Source organism: Alphaproteobacteria bacterium GM7ARS4, from assembly GCA_014332745.1.
In the GTDB taxonomy this organism is placed as follows: domain Bacteria; phylum Pseudomonadota; class Alphaproteobacteria; order GM7ARS4; family GM7ARS4; genus GM7ARS4.
This window is the reverse complement of record JACONL010000001.1, coordinates 481,408-484,277: the sequence shown is the minus strand read 5'-3', so window position 1 is coordinate 484,277 and position 2,870 is coordinate 481,408. Positions and strand designations below refer to the sequence as shown.

Sequence of the window (2,870 nt, the reverse complement as noted above, 5' to 3'; positions counted from 1 at the left end):
CAAGAATGGTGGACTCAAGGCCATAGGCACATAGGCCACCATCAATGAGCCCATCGATAGCGCATGCCTCAAGGGCATACGCTACGTCTTGTGCTGATGTCGTGCTGAGGTAGGTGGAACGATTGGCACTGGGGGCGGCGAGCGGGATATGACACAATGATAAGAGCTGCTGTGCCACAGGATGAGAAGGCACACGTAAGGCAATGGTAGGAAGATAAGCAAGAGCATTGTCGGCAAGGGGATAGCGATGGTCTTTTTTACGCGGAAGAACAAACGTCACAGGGCCAGGCCAGAGACGCGCCATAAGACGCTCGCTGACATCGTCAATGACAGCATAACGCCGGGCATGCTCCATGCGCCTTATATGGATAATCAAGGGATTCTCAGGAAGGCGGGACTTCACGCGGTAGAGGCGCGCCACAGCATCAGAGTCATCGCCACGCACGCCAAGCCCATAGACCGTCTCCGTAGGAAAGGCAACAATGCCACCACGGGCAAGAAGAGAAGACGCTTCAAAACAATCCAGTGCTCTCAAGGAGAGATAACGTCACAATTGGACGCGTTCTAGCATAGCGCCTAACGACTCCGCTAAGCCCTTCGACTCAGAGGAAAAACCACAATGCGCAAGAAACGCCATGTTCTTCAACATGGCTTTGCCATAAAGAAGAGGACCGCCACCACCCACCATGACATGGCCACCCGCTGCCCGTAAAATCGCATCGCCCGCTGCCGTATCCCACTCATGAGTCGGACTAAAACGCGGATAATACTGCGCCTCGCCACACGCAATGAGACAAAATTTGACGGAAGATCCCATTCTACGACATTGTCCGTCTGGCACGGTCTCCAAAAAATTATTCAGATTCACATCCCCTTCATGCAAACGACTCACAAGAACGATGCTGTCGTCCCTCTTGACGTGAATGGGTCGCCATACATGGTCGTCTTTGGTGCGCATGAACGCCCCCACACCCTCAGCCCCGATAAAACAGCGCGCATCATCAAAGGCCGGCGCATAGACAATCCCCATGACAGGCCTGCCTTGTGTAATCAAGCCGATATTGACGGTGAATTCCTTCCCCCCCGTCATATAGCTCCTCGTGCCATCCACAGCATCCACCAACCAGAATGACTCAGGCACGTCTGTCTCACCAGCATCAGAGACGGCTTCCTCACCAATAACGGGAATATCTGGCGTATGCTTCACAAGGGCTGAGACAATGATGTTCTCTGCCTCCACGTCAGCCGCCGTAACAGGCGTGCTGTCGGCCTTCGTGCGTATATCCAAACCGCCACTCCCGCCAAGACGCCTCTCGAGCAAAAAAGCCCCCGCCTCCACAATGATGGGAAACAAACCCTCTAAAAAATCCTTACGGCATATAGCCTTGACCGACGTCACAAACACTTCCTCTCCATCAAACACGCGGCCATCCCGCATCGCCCCATAACTCTCTCCTCTATACACATATCATAGCGCCTATCATAGCACCATGTCCACCTCATGTCACTGAGACGGATATTTATGACGCCATCGATTGATGCTGTCGCCACAAATCGTCCAAATACCCCTCAACATCAGCCTTCCCCCTATGGGACAACGCCAGAAAGACGCGCCTCTTATCGTTCTTATCTTGATGTCGCGACACAATGCCAGCTGCCACCATAGAGTCGATATGACGTAGCGCTGTCGTCTGCGCTGCCCCAGAGAGATAACAGAGCGCCGTCACTTTCACCTTTTTCCCTACAAGAGACGCATCATAGAGCTCTAAGAGCATCTTCAGGCATGCGTCTCCCATGTCGGCAATGTTCTCGAATTTTTCCTTCGCCCGTAAGAGACGCCGAGACAAATAGAGCATACGTTGCCTCTTGTCACTTGGCGAACGCTCCTCCACCGTTTGCGCCGTCTCCGCAAAGTCGCTCTCAGCGCTATGGCGTTCATCACGCCCATCTGTCACAGCCGCCTGAAGATTGCGAAAAAAATGACGAGAGAAATCTCGAAAAATCCTCTCTAAATGCAAACGCTCACGCAAGCGGCGCGCCAATTCTAACTCGTAGCACGCAATATAAACGTTCTTGACAATGACACTCCTCCCAAAAGGAGGAGAAAGAAAATGAACCCCATGCATGGCATGCTCACCCTTGGTGTGAGGCGCTTGTGCCGTCTCGCCATGAGGCCCTTCATTGAGAAACAAAAACGTCAGGTCACGACGCTTGCCAACAACATCAACGACATCATGAGCAAAATGCTCTCCTTCCTCGCGCGCCTTGACGGATGACACAATGACATTCAACCGCTTGTCCCTCGTCAAATGAGAAAAAATCGCACGCTCACCATGCCCCGTCTCGCAATGAAACCCTTCATCCGCCAATAACGCCCGCACATGACGCAAGTCCAAAGCCCCATTGCCAACCATCGTCACAGGACGCGACGAGTCACAATCGCCACGCAACGCCAATAAAATATGGTCGAAGCCGCGCATAGACGGATAGACAGGCGAAGGCGATACACCCATCAGTGACCCGTAGGGATACTCCTCCAGCCCTCTCGATGAAGACATGGCACTCCTCCTTTGTTTAAGGTCGCGATACCTCCCAACCAACAACCTTAAGATTACCGCACGTCATACCATAGGGGCGCAAGAGAGGCAATGGTTAAAAGCTCTATCCATCCATATCCATCCATGGACAACAAGCCTGCCCCCTTGTGAACCAAGAGGGACAGACTCGCATACGGGGGATAAACAAAGTCGTCAATGTCCTAGCGAACAAACAACCTTGCGTCTATATAGTGACGAAACAAAGACATAGGTATACATTTCCATGTGACGCCATCGTCAACATGGCGGTGACCCACACCCCATGAGCCTCAA

At 52.5% G+C, this 2,870-nt stretch carries 3 protein-coding genes; all 3 read right to left on the bottom strand.

Features of this window, described 5'->3' with window-relative positions; all coding sequences use genetic code 11:
• Positions 1-535: threonylcarbamoyl-AMP synthase (locus GDA54_02385; protein ID MBC6497156.1), on the bottom strand; the 535-nt coding region annotated here is incomplete at its 3' end.
• Positions 536-547: 12 nt separating this feature from the next.
• Positions 548-1,399 (bottom strand): 3'(2'),5'-bisphosphate nucleotidase CysQ, encoded by an 852-nt coding sequence (locus GDA54_02380; GenBank protein MBC6497155.1) that lies wholly within the window; start codon positions 1,397-1,399, stop codon positions 548-550.
• 121 nt (positions 1,400-1,520) lie between these two features.
• Positions 1,521-2,558, bottom strand: a complete 1,038-nt coding sequence (locus tag GDA54_02375; protein MBC6497154.1) for a hypothetical protein — start codon at positions 2,556-2,558, stop codon at positions 1,521-1,523.
• Positions 2,559-2,870 lie beyond the last annotated feature (312 nt).

What these genes read in the sequence shown, in the direction of transcription:
- GDA54_02375 (MBC6497154.1), bottom strand. Translation starts at nt 2,558, where the DNA reads ATGTCTTCATCGAGAGGGCTGGAGGAGTATCCCTACGGGTCACTGATG.